Here is a 19,659-nt window from a genome sequence, read left to right on the forward strand (position 1 = left end):
CAAGATACCAACGGTTTAGAACAGCTTGCAGAATTCCATCTGCAAGCTGTTTTTTTTACTAGGACGTGTCTGAAAACTCCGAAGGAAGTAGATTTTGCCGAATTTTCGTTCAAAGCAAGGAAGTTTTCTGCAGGCGTGCCGGGGCACGTCAAGTGAAAGTGACGCAGCAGGGGGCGAAAAGGCGGTGAAAGATGCACTTCAGCGAGTTTTGAGATACGCCCAATTAATGCCTGTTAATTTTCACCAAGCGAAGGTATAGTAGACAGGATTATATTGAAGGAGTGTTGACGACATGCAAGAACAACCCGTTTTAATCGCGCTATTTGCCATAGCGGCAGGAATTTTTAGTTTGCTCGGTGGTATCAACAATTGGGATTGGTTTATGAAGAGTTTCAGAGCAGGGATTTTTGTGAAGACTATTGGAAGACAGGGCGCAAGAGTGGTATATGGTATTCTCGGTGTTGTCATGATTGTCATTGGTGTACTACTGTTACTGATCGGATAGATATTGGAAATAAACGAACTCACCAAGTATCATCTACATACGATGTTCATGAGCGAAGGCGAAGTAAGAGGATATGTGAGAAGAGTCAAATGGAAAAAGCGTGTGAAAGCGTAAATTAGCAGTATGCAGTATGGCCAGGATAGAATATCAAATCAAATAGCATGCCTGAAAAAATCATAGTCAAAACAAAAAGACCACCGAAAAATTTCGGTGGTCTTTTTACCAAATTCAGGTTTATCCATCTCAATCTGGTTTAATTATCTTTTAAGTCTTCTACAGAGTTGATATCCATATACGTTGGAACAACCAGACCCTGCTTGACTCCAGTCATACTGACAGCGATATCTTCGATCTTGTCTCCATATGTTTTCCAGTAGTCTCCATGTGTAAGCGGGAGCCATACGGCTGGAGAAGCATCGATATCACCTGCTGCCAAGCCTGCCCACATGGGTCCAGCTTCAACTTGTAGTGCTTTGACGGTGTAACCGAGATCTGTCTCCAGCACATACTTCATCAGGTTGGTACTCGCAATTTCAGAGTCCCATGCAACATAACCGAGACGCAAATTGTCACCTTTAACAGGGGTTAACCCTTTGGTCCACTCTTCAATTTGGTCCGGATGTTTTTCTGCATAAGTCTTGGCAGCTTCTTCAGGCGAAACGCCCTTTTGAATGTCTACCATGATTTCACTCATTTGATCCGCAGTCCAATTAAAACGAGAGAAGAACTCATAGGCAACGGGATGATCTTCTTTGATTCCCTTACGTCCAACCGTGTGAACTTCCTCTGCATCGCCGAAAATCAAGTCGGGGTCGTCCAGATACTTCAGATCATACTGATTGAACATCCAGTGTGGAGTCCAACCCGTAACGATGATTGGTTCTTCATTTTTATAAGCTTTGTCCAGCGATGCAGTCATCGCGGCTCCAGAGCCTTCAATCAGATTCCAGTTAGACAAATCATAATGCTTAATGGCGTTTGCAGTGGCCTTCATCAGACCTGCACCTGGATCAATACCAACAATCTGGTGATTAACCTCTTCGCCCACATTAGCACTTGCCGATGGAGTGGAAGAAGCGGCACCTGTCTCCAGATCTGCAATCGAATTGACTTCAGTCATGTAACTAGGAACCACGAGTCCTGTACGTACACCTGTCATATTGGCCCCCAGATCGTCTACCTGGTCTTTGTAACGTTCCCAGTAGTCAGCGTGTGTCAATGGCAGCCAAGCTGCTGGAGAGGCATCTACGTCGCCTGAGGCAACACCCGTCCACATTGGTCCGGCTTCGACTTGCAGAGCGTTAACTTTATAACCCAATTCGTTTTCCATCACATATTTCAGCAAGTTCGTACTTGCGATTTCGGAATCCCAAGCCACATAGCTTAGTTTGAATGCATCACCGTTCACTGGAGTCAGACCTTTGGTCCACTCAGCAATCTGATCGGCATGTTTCTCAGCATAAGCTTTAGCTGCTTCTTCTGCGGATGTGCCACCCTGGATAGCAGTCATCATTTCACCCATTTCATCCGAGGTCCATTGGAAACGGGACAGGAATTCAAACGCAACAGGGTGATCTTCTTTCAGACCTTTACGGGCGATGGTATGAATTTCTTCAGCATCACCGAAAGATTTCTCAGGGTCTTCCAGATATTTTAGATCATATTTGTTGAACATCCAGTGTGGAGTCCAACCTGTAATAATGATTGGATCTTCATTTTTGATCGCTTTGTCCAGCGTGGCCGTCATGGCTGCACCAGAGCCTTCAATCAGAGTCCAGTCAGTCAATTTATAGTCTTCGATCGCTTTTGCAGCGGACTTCATGATACCAGCCCCTGGATCGATACCAATAATCTGATAGTTCACTTCTTGACCTACAGCATTGGCTGCTGAATTGTTGCCACCAGCGGAAGTTGTGCCACCAACGAAGTATTGTGAGAAACCAGCTACAAGCACAAGGAATGTTGCCGCAGCAGTGATCCATGCTTTTTGCTTTGATGTAATGCTTGAGTTCTTTTTGCGACCTGGCATAAAAACATTTTGTGTAAAACGGTCCAGAACAATCGCGAGTACAACAACGGCCAGACCGGCTTCAAAACCTTTACCGATTTGCAGTTGTGTTACGGCACGATAGACTTCCGCACCAATACCTTGTGCACCAATCATGGATGCAATAACAACCATGGACAGTGACAGCATGATGGTCTGATTAATACCGGACATCACGGTAGGCAAAGCGAGTGGAAGTTGTACTTTGAACAACTTTTGCATGGAAGTTGAGCCGAATGCATCAGCTGCTTCAACCAATTCGCCAGATACCTGTCTGATACCCAGGTGAGTCAGACGAATCGTTGGCGGAATCGCAAATATAACAGACGCGATAACACCTGGAACGACACCTAGACTAAAGAATGTAACCGCAGGCAGCAAGTAGACAAATGCAGGCATCGTCTGCATGAAGTCAAGCAGCGGTGTAATGATCCGCGCCGCAGTTTTACTGTATGCGAGCCAGATTCCGACAGGTACACCAAGCAGGATCGAAACCAATCCTGAAGTGATAACCAGACCGAGTGTGTCCATCGATTGGGACCAGTATCCCAAGTTATCTACGAGCAAGAACCCGATAACCGTAAATAGTGTCAGTGGGAGTCGTCCTACGAGGAACGCAAGAACACCCAATATGGCAATGAACAGGAGTGGATGGGGCAGCAAGAACAGCCCGGAGAAATATCCGACAACCGCTTGAATAACGGTGGAAATTACATTAAACAATCCGGAGAGCGAGGAGCTCATCCAGTCAACTATGGATTCAATCCACGACGCTAGTGGTATTTTGGGAATCATTCACAAGTTCCTCCTTTACTGCAACTTCACCGCTAAGTGCACCCAGCAGGGCACCGCGGACGATAACACCTTGCAGACGGCCATTCTCACCAACAACAGCGAGAGGCACATGGGCTGAACTTACAATTTCGAACAATTCATGAATCAGGGTCTCAGGCGACACAGTAGGCCCGTCCGTGATCAGAATGTCTTTTAATACTTTGTTTTCACGCATCGCACGAGAAGCGTCTTCTGCTGTAATGACACCAAGCAGCTTCTTCGAACGGTCAATGACAAACAGGTTGGAAACGCCACTTTCGCGCATTAATTCGAGGGCAACACGAGGTCCGCGGTCAAGCGTGATTGTTTCAGGGCGACGCATTACGTGAGATGCTGTAAGGACCTTGGACAGATCCACGTCTTCGACGAAGCGGGCCACATATGAGTTGGCCGGTTGAATCATGATTTCTTCCGGTGTACCGATCTGCACAACTGCGCCGTCTTTCATGAGGGCAATACGATCGCCGATGCGCAGCGCTTCGTCCAAGTCATGGGTAATGAAAATAATCGTCTTTTTCATTTTATCCTGAAGCTCGATCAACTCATCCTGCATATCACGACGAATCAATGGATCAAGTGCACTGAAAGCTTCATCCATCAGTAGTACTTCCGGGTCATTGGCAAGTGCACGCGCCAAGCCGACACGTTGCTGCATCCCGCCACTGAGTTCATCTGGCATTTTGTCTTCCCAGCCCTTAAGGCCAACCAGCTCAAGTGAGGTTTTTGCCTTCTCCCGGCGTACTTCCTTATCTACTTTTTGTATTTCCAATCCATACTCCACATTATCAAGAACGGTACGGTGCGGGAATAACGCAAACTTCTGGAAGACCATGCTAATCGTTTTCCGGCGCACTTCGCGCAATTGTTCTTTGTTCATCTTGCGTAGATCCTTACCATGGACCAGAATTTCTCCGGATGTTGGTTCAATCAGACGATTGAACATCCGAACCAGTGTGGATTTACCACTCCCGGACAGTCCCATAATAACGAAAATCTCGCCTTCCTTAATGTCCATGTTGACCCGGTTGACACCAACCGTTATCTGTTTTTCTTTGGCCAACTTTTCTTTACCCCAACCTTGCTCCAGTAATTGCAGACCTTGCTCGGTTTGGGGTCCAAACAATTTACTTACGTTTTTCACTTCAAGTATGGTCATGTTTTCACCCCTTCTGATGTGTTGTGCACTTCGAACGGCTTTCAGCATCCATAAGCCCATACACTTATGCGCCCAGCCACGAAATCCGGTAGTTGTTGCTTCGCTTCCCGTCTTTCTGGGTAACGAGTTTAATACTAACAATACTTAACCAGTATATCAACCGAATAAACAGTACATAATGTTTGTACAGTAAAAACTGTACAAAGTTTTTCGTCCAAATACTCCGTCATTCTCCTTATTCTGGCTAATAAGGCAGCTTTACATTTGACATTGCTTTTCCTACAATAGAAAATGAGCTGAATTGAAGCTGAATTTTTTGGTTAAAAGATAGTCATAGGCAATTGTAGCCTGGTAAAGTTCCCATTTTCATACATTGGGTGAATGAAAGCCCTCTGGCATATATGATGTCCGGCCGAGAGCTTTCCCATGTAAGCAGGACTTTTAAAGTGTTGCAATGATTTCGCCAAAGACTGTGGAATGTTCAGAATGGAGGTTGCAAGCATGGGCTTGGACCATTTACAAGAGGAACAGCAGGCAACCGTGCTGAAGATTCGTAAACGCGTCATTGAAGCTATTGGACGTAATATGGATCTTTACGGCGTTACGCTGTCAACGGGACACTTATATGGATTGCTATTTTTTGCAGACAAACCAATGACCCTTGACGATATGGGACGGGAAATGGAAATGAGCAAAACGAGTATGAGTACAGGTGTACGAACACTGCTGGATTTGAAAATGGTAAATAAAGTGTGGAGCAAGGGCTCCAGAAAAGACCTATATGAAGTCGAATATGACTGGCATCAGACGTTTACGGATTATTTTGCAATTAAGTGGAGAAAAGCCGTGGAGAGTAACCTTCAGGTTCTACGCAAATCAATTGATGAACTGAATCGATTAGTCGAAGATCTGGATGAAGAGGCGGATGCTGAACTTATCCACATCCTGATGGAAGACAAACACAAAGTTTTGCAAGCGGAAGCATATTACAAATGGTTGGATCGGTTAATTGATACCATGGAAGATGAAGAGATATACAAGTTGGTTCCGAAGGAAGAGATTAAGGAACATTCATAATTACATGCAAAGGGCCCTTTCCGTTATAGGAGAGGGCCCTTTGGTCTGTGCAATATCTTACTGATTTATAATGAAGGAACACGATGTAAAAGATAATCTTGCCCATCGTATCAACCTATGTTCACATCTAATGTCCGATCAGACCTGCCTGAGGAAAGACTACAGATTGCTGAGCAATCTGTTTCAGTTCGTTCAGAATCTGCAACCGGCCAGCCGGGGTCCAGCATAACCGTTGCCAGTTCGAAATATCGTGAACGTTACCATACAATACAGCAGGGGATCGATTCCATGAAGCCGTTTGTTTCATGCGTCGGAACAGCTTTTCATTGGCAGGCTGAAGCGAAGCACGATGGATCAACAGGTAATCTGTGTCCAGCACCGGGATACTATCCGCAACATACTCATTTCTGGAGCTTTCGGGAGATACAAGCTCAGCGGGCTGAAGTCCCAATTCAGCATACAACAAGTGATTTAATGGATGCTCGCCAGTCCCTTGTAAGCGAATGAACTGATTCGTAACCTCCATCAGAGCCAACCTGTTTTGTCCGAAATAGGGTTGCAGGTTCAGGCTTGCTTCAAGCTTGCGAAACGCAAGTTCTTTGAAATTCAGTAACGCTTGTTTCTCACGTCCGACCAGTTCGGCGATGCGAATATGGTTCTCTTTCCAGTCATCAGTGGACTCCAAGATGATGGTAGGTGCAATACTTTTCAGGCGATCGTAATAAGGCTTGTGGTAAAAGTCACCGATGATCAAGTCTGGCTTCGCCTGCCGAAGTTGGTCTAATTGTCTGGTTAATCGGCGTTCTTGTTCATATTCATCCGATTCTCGGTCAAACACACTTTGATCTTCCAGCACAGCTACCGGGCGCAGTCCAAGCGAGGCCAAGTTCTCATGGAATCCCATAATGGATGCCGTAGCTACGCGAAGTTGATCTCTTTTCATATATACGCTGGGAGCAATCCCCAAGGTTTGTTTGAATTTGCGGCTAAAATAATATTCATTGCCATACCCGACAGATACCGCGACGTCTTTGAGGACACAGGATTCCTCTGTCAGCTGTTTTTTTGCTTCGTTTATACGTAAACGATTCAGGTAATCGGTCGGTGACATGCCTTTGGCCTTCTTGAAACTGCGTGAATAAGAGCTGGGGGTGAGTCCAGCAATCTTGGCAAGCTGATCCATGCTGATTCCTTCACTCATGTAACGTCGCATATACATAATACTGCGTTCCAAGGCAGGGTCCACTTTCTCATGATTGGCTTCCAGCCGGTTCTCTGAGAGAAATTGCAACAGTTCATGCAGCTGGCTATGTATGCTGATAAAGTGATCCGGTTGCAGACCGCGATAGGTTTCATACAGTTGTTCCAAACGTAATACAGCCTGCTGCTCATGACGAACCAGCAACCTGCCTGTCTGCCAATCCAGCGGGAAGGCGGGTGAAGAGGTCATTTTCCATTCACCGCGCACTTGCTGCAAACAAACCGTATCCATGCTTAGTAATATACATTCGGTCATATTCGAGCGTGCAGCGGCCTCAATGGCTGTTCCTGGCTTCAGTACGAATAAGCTACCGGCTTGCGCCGTATAGACTGTATCATTCAGGACCAGAACACCGTCTCCTTGCAAAATAAGACAGAGCATGGGCCGTGACACCGTCTTGCCTTGCACACGGAAATTCTCCCCACGACGCACACGGCACATGGAGGAGAGGAGCGGTAGAGATGAGGTTTCAGCAATGAAGGGAAACTGTTCAGTCATACGGACCATCCTTTTGTCTTATTTTCTTAATGATAACAATTATCATTCTCATATGGAAGATGTTTTTGAAAAATAGTTTTCGACAACCAAAAAAGGACTACCAGGAGCCATGATGGCTGCAAGGTAATCCTTTTTGTTACGGACATGTCCGTTGTATGGGCTATACGCCTGAATCAACATATATGTTAGTACGGTGTCACCAATAGAATATTGTCGAGGAAAACGTCACTCATTACTTTTTTCCCTGTTCCACCCGTTTGCACGTGATACAAGCGATATTGATCTTTGGCATTGATGTAGAAGAGGCCCGCAACATCATCTCTGATATGGAATGCATCCCATTCGTCCCCGGTAAGTTTCGTTACCTTGAGAGCTGTATTAACCGAATAGAGTCCGTTGTTGCCAGAGATGTATGCAGCCGTAGATGTACCATTGGTCAACTGATTCGCCACATAAGTTACATTTGTCAGGTTCAGGTTGGCAGACTTGGTCACTTTGTTGCCCGAGACCGTTTTGGCATAAGCCTTTTTGTCTGCATCGATAAGGACAACTTTGTCTGTACCTAAGGCACTTACTTCACGAACGCTTTTGTTATGAAGCTGAAGTGTTTTGGCTGAAGTTGTTAACGCAAACGCTTTGCCTTTGGCATAATTGTAATCCTTATTGCTGTCGAGAACGATTCCTTTGTTATACACGTAAAGATTGTTTCCCCAACCACCGGAATATACAGCATTCACATCCAGTTTGGCTTTGGGATTAACCGAAGTTGCTTTGCCAGTGTTGTAGTTCACCTTATACATGACAACAGCATTGGTAGAATAGAAATCCTCGTAGGGGTCTGTATTTACCATCAGTTGCAGTTCGTTTTTGGATTGATTTGTAAAATAACGTCCTTCTACTGCACCTGCGGCAATCCGCTGCACAGCGCCAGAACCGTTGGACGTTTTGGACACAATCCACGTATTTCCATTAACCAACGCATTATAGTAGGCACGCCCTTTGGTTACCAGGAGGAATGGGAAGTCGGTATCAGCCTTGTCAGCAATCTTGGTGACAGCTGAAGCGTCACTATTGCCATTCGCGCGATAAATGGTACCTGTAGCATCCAGATAATAGATGAATCCGTTATCCGTATAATAGCTGAGTACATCCGTAGCAAATGTCTCTGCCGCATCGCTGGACCCGTCATTCGGAACCCGAAGCAGTGTTGTGGAAGAAGCAGTCTGCGTGTAGTAGAGATAAGAGCCTGCCGCGTGCAAGTCCACACCTTGAAAATCAATTAATACTTCTGTTGTATTGCTGCCATCCGCGGATACTTTGTACAAAACGCCGTCGGATTCATAATACACTGTGGATTGGCTAAGTGAAGCTGCCTGGGCTGAGGTTCCACCTCCCAATGTCACTGCTGCAATGAGTGTAAATAACAGCAATGTACAGATGGTGCGTTGTAAGTATGTATGCCTTGTTTTCATTCGTTCATCGTCCCCTTCGTTCTTCTATATGTATGTCGTTAATTCCTTATGTTATATCGGTAAACTATGGAAGATATGTTAGATCTCAAACATGAAAAAAAGAAGAGGATGAAATTGAATTTCACACCTGTCCAAACCTGAAATCGAATTGCGCATGATGCTGCCATTCCCCTCCCAAAGCGTTCTCCGCCTGACATGATCGTGATAACATTACACTCAACCAGAGCAGAGGCCAACTGACAATCCAACGACAGGAGCGAAAAGATATGATGAATATAGCAACGATTGGTACAGGGTCCATTGTGGATGCCATTTTATCTGCGATTAATGAACTGGATGATGTTACGTGTACAGCGATGTACTCCCGGAAGAGAGAGACAGCACAGGAGCTTGCGGGTAAGTATGGGGTCAGTACCATCTATACGGACCTGGAATCCCTATTTTCAGATACAAATGTAGATCTCGTATATATTGCTTCACCAAACAGCATGCATTACGAACAGGCCTATCAGGCACTTCAACATGGCAAACATGTTGTCTGCGAAAAACCGTTCACGTCCACGCTTCAGGAAGCAGAAACGCTGATTGCACTTGCAAAAGAAAAGAATCTGTTGCTGTTTGAAGCCATCTCCAACATTCATCTGCCCAATATTAAAGTCATACAGGGGCAACTACCAAAGCTTGGTCCGATCAGACTCATCCAGTGTAACTACAGTCAATACTCGCGCAAATACAATGATCTGCTTGCAGGGGAGACGCCGAACGTATTCAATCCACAATTCTCTGGTGGAGCGCTGATGGATATCAATATTTATAATCTGCATCTGGTCATGAATCTGTTTGGCAGTCCGAATGCCGTATCGTATACCGCGAACCAGCATGCAAACGGCATTGATACGTCAGGTGTTGTGGTTCTCCAATATGCGGAGTTTATTGCGGAATGTGTAGGTGCCAAAGACACAAACAGTATGAACTTTGTGCTCATTCAGGGTGAGAAAGGTTATCTTCAGGTTGTGGGAGGAGCAAACGGTTGCCGGGAGATCAAGCTTCAGATCGGGAACGAGCCTGCTGCGGCGTATAATGCCCAGAGCCAATCCAATTGGCTGTACTATGAGTGGGAAGCGTTCAGGGACATCCATGCAAATGGGGATTACAAAAGGTGTTACGAATTGCTCGAACACAGCCAGTCTGTGATGAGTGTACTTATGAGTGCGCGTAAGGATGCCGGGATCGTATTTGCAGCGGACCAACGTTAATCGTTAATACGTATCGCTAATGCTGCCCATGTATAACATGTCGAAAAGATAGAGTACCGAGACCATCGAAGACATTTTGGATAGCCTTAATTGTTCATTGTATCCGTAAGCCAGTAACGTTTCATCACAATGTCTGGACAGGGTTGAATGGTTGTTGCCCGTGACTGCGATGACTTTCATCTGTTTGTTGCTCAGCACTTTGGCAGCTTCAATCATGGATTGGTTCTCACCTGTGTGTGATATAACAAAAGACAGCGTCAGGTTATTGGGGTTCATCGTGTTCAAATAATGCATGTTGGGACTATTGTGAGCAATCGCAGATATGCCGAGTTCATTCCATTTGGCACAAGCCTGTTGAGCCAGATAATAATTCATATCACTGCCATAGACATCAATGCGTACGGATTCTTTGACCCAGTTCGCGATTCGTAACAAAACAGGAGCGTTTAACATCCGGCGTGTATCTTCCAGCGCCTGCTGGTACAGGTAAGGAACCGAGTCGATGGCAGCCAGCACGTTCCCTTGTTCTGCAATTGCATGATCCTGCGTCTGCAACCGGGAAGGTATCTGTTGATATTCAAGAGCAAGCTTGAGCTGAAAGTCTGGGTACCCCTTGGTACCCAGCTTTTTGCATAAGCGAACAATGGTGGATGAGCTTGTATAGGTCTGCTGAGCCAGTTCATGGGCTGTAGAATCAAATACAACTTCGGGATTGTTCAGGATATGGTTCACAATATGTTTCTCCTGTGCCGTCAATTGTGAAGCATATTTTAATTTTTGAAGTAGTTTGGATTCCATACAGTTGTTCCATTCCTCTCTAGAATCATCCCATAACATATATCTCCACATCATAACCCGCGTATATTTATTTCTCAATCTGTATAGCGGAGCGACAGTGTAAATCTGTTGAATTTCCTCGCTACACTCCACATCATTTAGATCTGACTTTCCGCCAGTTGTTGACGACTATTCCATAGCGTGACGAAACGAAGGAGAACCACACTAATCAGCATAAGCACTGCTCCAATCATGAGTAACATCCAAGGACCAATCAGCAGCATGCCACTGGCTTGACCAGCGACTAAGGCAATGAGGGGAAGGACAATTAATCCGCCGAGTTGATACGCTTCCTGGAACCCACGGACCTTGGCCGAGATCAAGACGTTCAATAAAATGACCATAAGACTACAAGCGGGAACAACCCACACCACAAGTATGATCCAGTTCAGATTGGGAAACATCAACGTTCCAAACATGGGGTACATCAGAATATTGGCAATGATTCCGTAGATCAGGAAAGTAACCCAGGATAATAGAATGGAAGGGATCAGGGTAGCTAGCACTTTGCCTTTAAAAAGAGTGCTCATACTGATCGGTGTGAATAACAACCCTTCCAGCGTCTTGCGTTCCTTCTCACCAGCGAAACTATTGGCCGTCAGAATGCTGGAGGCCATCACCGGAATGATGAGAAACAAGGGAGCGAACATATACATGGCCAAGTAATAGACAATACGATGATTATCTGTAGGCATGGAAGCAAGCTGAGGAATCTGTCCACTTTGGGTTAACGCATCCAATGATTCAAGCAGAAAGCTGATGTTGCCCAGTGAACGAAGTTCCATTCTGGAGGCCGCCCACAGGAGGGCAGAGGGCATAATGATTCCGATAATCAGTGGGACAATCAACATGGGCAACCAGAGCTGAACACTGGCGGTGACGGACCGGATATCTTTACGTACCAGTGCACGTATGGCTTGGCGGTTATTCATGGTGGTGTGCCTCCCTTATGGCAAAATAGATACTTTCCAGATCACTGCCCGTGATGCGGGCCTGATAGACTTGACCATGCTCCGTTAATTGCTTTAACAACAGTGGAATGTCCTCACGGGATCGAAGCTGAAACGTCGCTTTATGTGCGGAGATTATCTCAGGCGTAAAGTCGGTTGTCGTGTGCCATCCATCGGGCATGTCGGCTTCTACTTCGAGCTTCGGAGTGGACAGGTACCGGCTAACAATCTCCTGTTCCGTGCCTTCCTCAACGATACGCCCCTTTTCCATGAAAATATAATGATCACAGACGGCTGACAGCTGGGACAGCACATGGGATGAGACCAGAATAGTCATCTTTTCTTCCTTATTTAACTGACGGATAATGCGCAGCACCATCTGAATTCCATCCGGATCAAGGCCATTGGTGGGCTCATCCAGAAACAGGATGGAAGGACGGTGCAAGAGTACTCGTGCAAGGCCCAAGCGTTTCTTCATGCCTGTGCTATAGGTGCCGACTTTTCGATGCTGATAATCCTGCAACTCAAACAGAGTTACAAGCTCGTCGATTCGTTTCTTGGCATGCTTAAGGCCAAAAACATCTGCGAAGAAAGTCAGATTGTCACGCCCGCTCATATTTTCATATAATCCACTTTGTTCGGTAAGAGTGCCACACATGGCCAGTACTTTCTCCGCCTCACAAGCGGCGTCCAATCCGTTAATGGTTACCTGTCCACCGGAAGCGCCTAAGACCCCATTCATGATACGGATCAGTGTGGTTTTGCCCGAACCGTTGGGTCCAATCAACCCGGTGACACTGCCTTGTTTAACTGTGAAACTGACATCATGCAGTGCTTGATGCACCTTGAATTGCTTGGATATGTTACGTACTTCGATCATGCATATTCACCGTCCGATCTGAGTTTGGAGATTATACGTGCGGTAGGCTGATATCGTTCAAATGGACGACAAAAAAGATATTTTCCTCCTTCAATAGTCCCGAATGTAGGATGCACATTTACCCTGAAGTCTGCCTGAAATCGGGTCTCAGGTTTGTTTTCACTCTGCCTTGTAACATGTATCCTTATTTTAGGGTAGAACATCCGTTTCATTGCTATTCATAACGTGGTAATGAAAGATGAGGCCATACGTCTCATGAATGCCTGAAATATGCCTATAACGCCGGTCTTGGTTATCCAGGGCCGGCTTGACGTGATGTTTTGGCGTGCCTGTCACGGGGAACGTCTGTTTCTAACGATTACATAATGAATTCGTCTAACACATCCATATGAATACATCGTATGGGTACATATTGTGTTTGGACGTAGAGGAAGGTGAGTGAGTCATGACAGCATCCAATGAATATCGTTTTCAAGTGAATCTGAGTGGGATGATCCAGATTTTATCCAACCATCTATATAGCAGTCCTAAAGTGTTCTTGCGAGAACTGATGCAGAATGCGACGGATGCGATTACCGCACGAACGGAGGCGGAGTCAGGGTATCAGGGTGAAGTGCGTGTTGAACTGACGGGAACAGGTGAGCAATTGACCATGATGGTGGAGGACAACGGCATCGGCTTGACTGAAGCTGACATCCATGAATTCCTGGCCATGATTGGACAATCCTCGAAGAGGGGGCAGCAAGCTCTGCTGGATGGAGAGACGTCCTTTATCGGACGTTTTGGGATCGGGTTGTTATCCTGTTTCATGGTGAGTCATGAAATCGTCATGCTGACGCAATCCGCGAAGGGCGGCCCTTCGATGGAGTGGCGGGGCAAGCCGGATGGCACCTATACGATTCGACAGTTGGATACACAGCTGTCCCCGGGCACGAAAGTATATCTGCGCTGCACACCAGACGCGGCTCACTACTTTGAAGCAGATTATGTGAAAGAGGCCCTGTTCTATTATGGAGCGTTATTACCGTATCCGGTCACGCTGTATCATGACGGCGCGCAACATGTGGTGAATAGCGAGACACCGATCTGGCTGATGGACCCTGCACTCGCACGTTCACGCAGATCAGAGGTATTGGCATTTGGTGAACGTCTGCTTGGTGAGCAGTTCCAAGACTTCATTCCGTTGACGACAGCTTCAGGCCGTACCGGAGGTATTGCTTTTGTACTGCCACACGCGGTTAATCTGAATGCCAAGCGTTCTCACCGGGTTTACCTGAAGCGAATGCTGATTTCGGAGAAGGCTGAGAACATTTTGCCAGAGTGGGCTTTCTTCGTGAAATGTCTGATCTGGACAGATGAGCTTCAACCGACGGCATCACGGGAACATTTTTATGAAAATGAGAAGTTGGAGGAAGTTCGCTCCGAACTCGGAGACGCACTTCGCAAGGGACTGGCCGATATGGCTGAGAGCCAGACGGAACGGCTGCAGAAGCTGATTCGCCTGCATGCTCTGTCCATGAAGGCACTGGCTGTACAGGATCAAGCATTCTACGCGATGATTCATCGCTGGCTGCCTTTTGAGAGTACGAGGGGGCACCGTGAACTTGGTGAGCTGATCGATGAAGGAGAGACATTGTATTTCACGTCCTCTGTTGATGAGTACCGTCAGATTCATCATGTAGCTTCCGCACAATCGATGCTGGTAATTAACGGTGGTTATATCTATGACAGCGATTTGATGGCGACACTGCCGATGACCGTGCAAAACGTGCACACGGAGCGGTTACAGTCGGATCAGGTTTCGATGAGTTTCACCGATGTGCCACCCGCTGAGCGTAATCAGTATTATGATGCGTTGCGACTGGCCGATTCTGCCTTACAGCGCTTCCGTTGTCGAGCTGAGGTGAAAGGGTTTAAGCCATCGGATCTGCCGGTGTTGTTCACGTTGTCTCAGGAATCCTCAACACTTCGTGCGCTTGAAAAAGCAAGCGAGGAGAGCACGGAATTGTTCTCGTCTGTTCTGGGTTCATTGTCTTCTGGCATGAGTTCAGCAGGGTACTCAACCTTGTATTTGAACGTGAGTAATCCAATCATTCAGCGGGTACTGACATCACCGGATGATCAGATGACACCGATTGCCATCGAAATGTTATACGTCAATGCGCTGATGATGGGGCATTATGCCATGAGCAAGCAGGAGCTTGAAGTGTTAAATCAGGGCATTGTTCGTTTTATTGATTGGGGTTTGCGTGCAAATACGGACCGTAAGGGGGATGCTTGATGAAGACAGAGATGGATTTTGAAGAACTGATGGACGAGGCCTATGGCTTGCCCAATGGTCCGGCGAAGCTCGGTATGCTGGAGGAAGCAGCAAGAGTTGCTGATGTGAACGGCATGGAGGAAGAGGCATACGAAGCAAGATCGGAGATTGTGGAGACAGCAACATTTTGCGGTTATCCGATGAAAGCACTGATCGCTTTTTCCTGGCAGCTGGGCAAGTTCGACCAACAGCCCGAAGAATATGATGAAGAAACGTTAATGTGGTCGTACAAATGGATATTGGGCAAGATGCCCGACTTCCCGGAAATATCACGCGAGAAGATCCTGGAGCTGTTGGAGGATTTCGGACGGCGTTTCAAGTCCTACGGTTACAGCGAACGCTCTTACTGGTATTATCGGTTCCGGATCTTTATGGATTTTGGGGAGCTGGAGGAAGCGGGACGCAGTTATGATCGATTCAGAACGATGGATCGTGACTTCATGAGTGACTGCGAATCCTGTGAGCAGGATGAGATTATGCGTTATTTCTTGTTAAAAGGAGACGATGAGAAGGTGTTGGAGGTGGCACAGCCTATCCTGAAAGGGCGTATGAGCTGTGCAGAGATTCCGCATCTGACTTTGTCTGAAATTTTGATGCCGTTATATCGGTTGGGACGGACTGCGGAAGCAGATAAACATCAGACCAAGGGATATCGCATGATTAAAGGCCAGAACGATTTTGTGCAGAGTTTTGCGGAGCAGATGGATTATCTCACACGTATGAATCCGGAAAAAGGCATTGATGTGCTGGAGGAAACACTGGTGTTCGCTGCCGATCATGAAGATCCTTACGCCAAAATGTTTTTCTATGCCAGAGCAGCATCGTTGCTTCGCCGCTGGGTGGAAGAATCTCCAGAATACCGATTGCGTCTGCCAGCGTCCTTCCCGTATGAAGGTGACCCGGGCGACCTGCTCAAGCTGGCCGATTACTTTGCGGAGCATGCTCAGACCGCTGCAGCCAAGTTTGATCAGCGCAACGGGAACCACCATGTATCTTCGTTGATTGAATAGAGACGGATATAACTTAGTAACAGATTTTTATAATAAGTTAGGAAAAGGAACGAAACAGGCTTGTTTAAGAAGGATAGTCCCCTTCTGAACAAGCCTGTTTTTTTGCATCATAAGCATGATAACTCTAATCGGTATGAAGATGTTTTATTTTTATTGTGCAGAAGTCGCAGAAGTGACCGGTGCTGGTACTGGAACCGGTGCAGTTTCAGATGCCTCCTCTGCAGCTTCGGCTTCTTCAGCAGGTTCTGCTTGCGGCTGCTGAGCAGCCATCAGTTCAGCGACGATTTGATCTGTTGGTTGGGTAAGCAGCGCATACATGATCGCAGCCTCTTCCTGACGAATCAGAGGTTTGCGGGCAAGGAAATCAACAGAACCATCCTCCATTACCTTCACCTCGGGTCCATGGATACCAAGCTTCGCCATCATCTGAATGGCTGGTATAGCCCATGCATCTGTGTGCCCCGCAAGTTTCACATCATTGAACAGTTCGCTAGGATATTGTAGTTGCATAATTCTCCACATCATGACCATGGCTTCCTGTCGGATAATCACTTGATCCGGCTTAAATTGCTGTTCGTCCGTGCCAGTAATCATACCCAACTCATATCCGAGTTGAATATATCCGGCTGCTGCATGATCTGCCCAGTCGGTGCCAGCAGGAGGCGTAGTTTTGCTGGGCTTCAATCCACTCAGTTTAAGGGTGTTCTCAATAAATTCAGCTCGTGTCACACCTGTTTTTGGTTGGAAAGACTTGTTGCCATCATTCTCATAATATCCAAGAGATTGTATGGCGTAGATGGCTTCAGCATAAGGACTGTTCTCACGAACATCCCGGAAGCCCATAGGCTTTTGACCTTTTTTCTCATAGCCCATAGGGTTGAGGTAAGGTTCTTTCATGTATGTGGTGCCATCTGCATATTCTTTGAATGCTGTGAATTGACCAGTCAATTCATCTTTGAAGAGATTATCCTCCAATTGAATCAGGTTGCGTTGACCCAGGAATACATCGTTAATACTTAGTTGTCCTGGCTTATCCCCGCCACCTTTCAAGGAACTTACAATCGTGCTAAGTCGAAGATCCGCGTACAATCCGGTGAAGCGTTGCAGCTCAGCTGCCGATTGCGGCGTGTATTCCTTGAACTGTACAGGCTCTGCATATTCCGGGAAGAAATTCTGAATGAATGCCGGGTAGAACAGATTACGAAGTGCTCCATTTTGATTATACGTCAGGAAAACGCCTGTATTTTGCTCGGGAATAAGGAAGAGATAAGAGCTGAATCCGTTCAGGTCGCCTCCTTTTGTAATAACTTTTGGACTACTTCCTGCACCGGGAAGCTGAAATGCAGCTTCGAATCCATAGGTGGTGTTTGGTAACAGTGGGTGAATGGAAGAACGGTACTGTTCCATGCTTTTCACCGTGGATTCCTTGAGAATCCGCTCGTTGTCCTTCACGCCATCATTCAGGAAAGCGATCATGAACTTCCCAATGTCTTCTGCGGTAGACAACATGCCGCCTTGAGGCATAGGTGTTGGAGCGATGGTGTACAGATCAAGCGGATTGTGTGCCGCATCATAGCCAGTAGCCAGCTGCTTTTGGAACTTTTTGTCCAGCATGAAACTGCTGTTATCCATTCCTAGCGGTTTGAAGATATGTTGTTGCATGTAGGTTTCAAAGGGCTCACCGCTTACATTTTCAACAATCATGCCAAGCAGCAAGAACGAGAAATTATCGTACATGTAGGCGCTACCAGGCTCTCGAACGACAGGAGGCATATGTTGCTGTGCGTAATCCTCCATCGCTATGTACTTGTCAAAATCAGTATGGATGTCTTCCTGCTGGGGATCACGGATCTCGAATCCGGTCGTGTGGGTGAGCAGGTTCTCCACAGTTACAGGTTTGTCAAAAGGATTATCGAATTCGAGCCCTTTCACATAGGTCTGAAAGTCAGCTTGCAGATCAACCTTGCCTTGCTCTACCAGCTGCATTACAGCTGCTGATGTAAACGTTTTGGAGACAGAGGCTACACGGAAAGCAGTTTTTTTCGGATCGATCGCTGTTTTGCTCTCCACATCAGAGAAGCCATATCCTTTTTCCGCCAGAACTTTTCCATCCTTCACAACAACAACGGAGGCTCCAACATAATGGGGCTTTGCCTCAGGTGAATCGAAGAATGAATCCAGAAATGCTGTAGCCGATTCGGTTGTCAGCGCTTTCGTCTTTCCTTGTTCAGCAGCTACTGGAGTCGCGGTCTCCGCCTGGACTGCGGGTACCGACAGACTGAGAGACAGGACCACAGCCATAAAAGCTCCTGTTAGGGAGGTGAACCTGAAACGGGTCTTTCGTTTGGATAAATGCATGCAAACACTCCTTTATGAAAATATTTACAAAATAGTTACCTACCCATGTATTACTGATTACTCGCCCGATAGGTTTCACGATAATAGATTCCAATGTTGGCAATCCAGATCACAGAAATCACTACAATCGGGAATGGAGCAAAGGTAAAGAGCATCGAATATAGAACCATAGAGACCATTCCAACACCAAGAAGTACATTCATCATCTGAAAAGAACGATAGGCTGCGCGATAGACAATCCATTTCTCGCCTTCATCCAGCTTCTCAAAATGATCCTTCTTCATGTTGCGCGAGTTCAGATCCAGAGTACGCTCAGGATAATAATGGTTGTATCGCTTCACAGTCAGAGTTTGCACGACCACAACGATGATAATAGAGATACATGAAGCAACGAGATTCAAGAGGTTGAACAGTTCTGGAGAATTCGGCATGGTTCGGTTGGATGCATACAAGGATAAGGCAAGTGCTGCCCAGGTAAACGTAAGAATAACGCTGAATCCGCTGAGAATCATCGCTTTTCCGAGGGAACGCTCTGCTGAAGAGATGAGTGAATCGGAATCTCCATAAGCATCATCTTCCATGGGAGGGACAAATGGCGTGCGGGAGAGACTGAAAATGTTCCACACCGTCATAACTACTACAAGAGCCGCCAGTATTGCGAATAAAAGATCATAGTCATAGTACACGGACAGCGTCCAGTTCAAGTCAGAAGGGAGTTTACTGACTCCGCTAGCTCCAAGAAAACCAACTACAGCGCCACCTGCAGCATACAAGGGAAGACGCAACCGCTTTTTGATGGACGAGGATGATGAATTTTTCATTTTAATCTCCACCTTTCAGTTCAAAGATTTTTTCGACAGGTTCACGAAATACATGTGCTATTTTTAGTGCCAGAACGACCGACGGAGAGTAATCTCCACGCTCTATCAGGGCAATGGTTTGACGGGATGCACCAATGAGTTTGGCCAGTTCTGCTTGGGATAGCCGGTCTCTGGCTCGTAACTCCCGAACGTGATTGTGTAATTCTTCCACTTGCTCACCTCCATGAACCTAATGTACATGATATATGACTAAATGTAAACTATAATATATAAAATGTTAAAGATCATTTACTTCTGAACGTTGATAATGGACATGAAAAAGAGAGCCAGTTGGGCTCTCTTGGATAATTATTTTATTGTCGGAAAAGTTGCCGGAA

The 19,659-nt window shown here is 46.3% G+C and carries 15 protein-coding genes; 5 read left to right on the plus strand and 10 right to left on the minus strand.

All coding sequences use genetic code 11. The features are described from left to right. The first annotated feature begins 292 nt into the window (after nucleotides 1-292). Nucleotides 293-505, plus strand: a complete 213-nt coding sequence (locus AC4E8D_RS06910) for an immunity 17 family protein (protein WP_076216916.1) — start codon at nucleotides 293-295, stop codon at nucleotides 503-505. Nucleotides 506-758: 253 nt separating this feature from the next. On the opposite strand, the gene AC4E8D_RS06915 is transcribed toward AC4E8D_RS06910, so the two are convergent. Both AC4E8D_RS06915 and AC4E8D_RS06920 read right to left on the minus strand, forming a co-directional pair. Beyond that, nucleotides 759-3,347, minus strand: coding sequence for a glycine betaine ABC transporter substrate-binding protein (locus AC4E8D_RS06915; RefSeq protein WP_221819155.1), 2,589 nt, complete (start codon nucleotides 3,345-3,347; stop codon nucleotides 759-761). Continuing rightward, nucleotides 3,313-4,542 (minus strand): quaternary amine ABC transporter ATP-binding protein, encoded by a 1,230-nt coding sequence (locus AC4E8D_RS06920; protein ID WP_105597692.1) that lies wholly within the window; start codon nucleotides 4,540-4,542, stop codon nucleotides 3,313-3,315. Before AC4E8D_RS06920 ends, AC4E8D_RS06915 begins: the two co-directional genes overlap by 35 nt. 501 nt (nucleotides 4,543-5,043) lie before the next feature. Here AC4E8D_RS06920 and AC4E8D_RS06925 point away from each other — a divergent pair. Next, the gene (locus tag AC4E8D_RS06925) at nucleotides 5,044-5,619 is read left to right on the plus strand and encodes a GbsR/MarR family transcriptional regulator (RefSeq protein WP_221819156.1); all 576 of its coding nucleotides are present in this window, start codon (nucleotides 5,044-5,046) and stop codon (nucleotides 5,617-5,619) included. 127 nt (nucleotides 5,620-5,746) lie between these two features. Here the strand turns inward: AC4E8D_RS06925 and AC4E8D_RS06930 are convergent, their stop codons facing one another. Then, nucleotides 5,747-7,378 carry a helix-turn-helix domain-containing protein gene (locus AC4E8D_RS06930; RefSeq protein WP_221819157.1) on the minus strand — a complete coding sequence of 544 codons (1,632 nt, stop codon included), beginning with the start codon at nucleotides 7,376-7,378 and terminating at the stop codon, nucleotides 5,747-5,749. A 185-nt stretch (nucleotides 7,379-7,563) separates the two neighbouring features. Next, on the minus strand, nucleotides 7,564-8,850 hold the full coding sequence (locus AC4E8D_RS06935; protein ID WP_221819158.1) for a DUF5050 domain-containing protein: 1,287 nt from the start codon (nucleotides 8,848-8,850) through the stop codon (nucleotides 7,564-7,566). Nucleotides 8,851-9,119: 269 nt separating this feature from the next. Here AC4E8D_RS06935 and AC4E8D_RS06940 point away from each other — a divergent pair, with 269 nt between their 5' ends. Continuing rightward, entirely contained in the window at nucleotides 9,120-10,106 is a 987-nt protein-coding gene (locus AC4E8D_RS06940; RefSeq protein ID WP_221819337.1) for a Gfo/Idh/MocA family protein, read from the plus strand. 3 nt (nucleotides 10,107-10,109) lie between these two features. On the opposite strand, the gene AC4E8D_RS06945 is transcribed toward AC4E8D_RS06940, so the two are convergent. The 3 genes from AC4E8D_RS06945 to AC4E8D_RS06955 all read right to left on the minus strand — a co-directional run bounded on the left by AC4E8D_RS06945 (nucleotide 10,110) and on the right by AC4E8D_RS06955 (nucleotide 12,773). Next, nucleotides 10,110-10,904, minus strand: coding sequence for a MurR/RpiR family transcriptional regulator (locus AC4E8D_RS06945; protein ID WP_260632583.1), 795 nt, complete (start codon nucleotides 10,902-10,904; stop codon nucleotides 10,110-10,112). 137 nt (nucleotides 10,905-11,041) lie between these two features. Next, nucleotides 11,042-11,875 (minus strand): ABC transporter permease subunit, encoded by an 834-nt coding sequence (locus AC4E8D_RS06950; protein ID WP_339307285.1) that lies wholly within the window; start codon nucleotides 11,873-11,875, stop codon nucleotides 11,042-11,044. Next, complete coding sequence (locus AC4E8D_RS06955; RefSeq protein ID WP_339307287.1) at nucleotides 11,868-12,773, minus strand: ABC transporter ATP-binding protein; 906 nt, start codon at nucleotides 12,771-12,773, stop codon at nucleotides 11,868-11,870. Before AC4E8D_RS06955 ends, AC4E8D_RS06950 begins: the two co-directional genes overlap by 8 nt. Before the next feature lie 445 nt (nucleotides 12,774-13,218). On the opposite strand from AC4E8D_RS06955, the gene AC4E8D_RS06960 reads away from it, so the two are divergent. After that, nucleotides 13,219-15,054, plus strand: a complete 1,836-nt coding sequence (locus AC4E8D_RS06960) for an HSP90 family protein (protein WP_339307289.1) — start codon at nucleotides 13,219-13,221, stop codon at nucleotides 15,052-15,054. Continuing rightward, nucleotides 15,054-16,103, plus strand: coding sequence for a hypothetical protein (locus tag AC4E8D_RS06965; protein WP_490205987.1), 1,050 nt, complete (start codon nucleotides 15,054-15,056; stop codon nucleotides 16,101-16,103). Before AC4E8D_RS06960 ends, AC4E8D_RS06965 begins: the two co-directional genes overlap by 1 nt. A 150-nt stretch (nucleotides 16,104-16,253) precedes the next feature. Here the strand turns inward: AC4E8D_RS06965 and AC4E8D_RS06970 are convergent, their stop codons facing one another. Genes AC4E8D_RS06970 through AC4E8D_RS06980 form a run of 3 tightly spaced genes read right to left on the minus strand, consistent with a single transcriptional unit; the run spans nucleotide 16,254 to nucleotide 19,493 of the window. Further along, complete coding sequence (locus AC4E8D_RS06970) at nucleotides 16,254-18,461, minus strand: serine hydrolase domain-containing protein (protein WP_490205988.1); 2,208 nt, start codon at nucleotides 18,459-18,461, stop codon at nucleotides 16,254-16,256. Between the two features lie 50 nt (nucleotides 18,462-18,511). Beyond that, nucleotides 18,512-19,282: a DUF3169 family protein gene (locus AC4E8D_RS06975; protein ID WP_490205989.1), complete on the minus strand. Its 771-nt coding sequence runs from the start codon at nucleotides 19,280-19,282 to the stop codon at nucleotides 18,512-18,514. 1 nt (nucleotide 19,283) lies between these two features. Continuing rightward, nucleotides 19,284-19,493, minus strand: a complete 210-nt coding sequence (locus tag AC4E8D_RS06980; RefSeq protein ID WP_017690042.1) for a helix-turn-helix transcriptional regulator — start codon at nucleotides 19,491-19,493, stop codon at nucleotides 19,284-19,286. Between the last annotated feature and the right edge of the window lie 166 nt (nucleotides 19,494-19,659).

Source organism: Paenibacillus sp. SRL342 (genome assembly GCF_984798905.1).